We start from the raw sequence: 654 nt of genomic DNA, 5'->3' as shown, positions 1-654 counted from the left end.
TATTTCTCTATTATTTAATCGCATCTTAGGTTCTCATCGCCCAACTCATAATATAGAATAAGCAACAAACCATATTGACATGATAACAAATGGACTTAGATCAAAAGCGCAATGCATTGAGAGTACAGCTAGAAACAGCAATTAATGACTTAAAAAAACAGGCCGAATATCGAGGTTGTAGAATTGCTCAGCGACGTCGCTCTGGGTATTTATACGCTGTTGATGCCGCTCGGAACATTGTTCTAGAACCATGGTTTACCAAGTTACTCAGACAACATGGAACCATACTCAAAAAGTACAGCCGTTCTAATGCTATCCATCTTGCTGAGATCATCGAAAGTTACGGTGGATTAAATAAAACAATTAAACTTATTGAAGCGGTATTAGCCTTGCGGGGAGTAGGGCTGCATACTCAACAACGTATCGATTATATGGATCAAGTACTGTGGGGGTTAAAAGATTTACGTTCACTCACGCCACAGCACCAAGAGGAAGCGATACGCTGGAACAGTGTTCTTCCGTATTGCGCTTTATGCTGGCGTCTACGCAGCCGATCTCACTACTACTGCGAAAAACACCATCCCATCAAGTCCACTAAACTTTATAAACAGCAAAAATACGCAGCTATCACTGCATTGAAACACCTGCCCAACC

The 654-nt window shown here is 41.4% G+C and carries 1 pseudogene; it reads left to right on the top strand.

The window, feature by feature from the left end:
- Nucleotides 1-89: 89 nt before the first annotated feature.
- Nucleotides 90-654: pseudogene (locus tag R7093_RS25975) on the top strand (MarR family transcriptional regulator); the annotation flags it as partial.

The organism is Vibrio sp. 1580 (assembly GCF_033340055.1).
The sequence above is the reverse complement of the archived record's forward strand: the minus strand, read 5'-3'. Positions and strand labels throughout refer to the sequence as shown.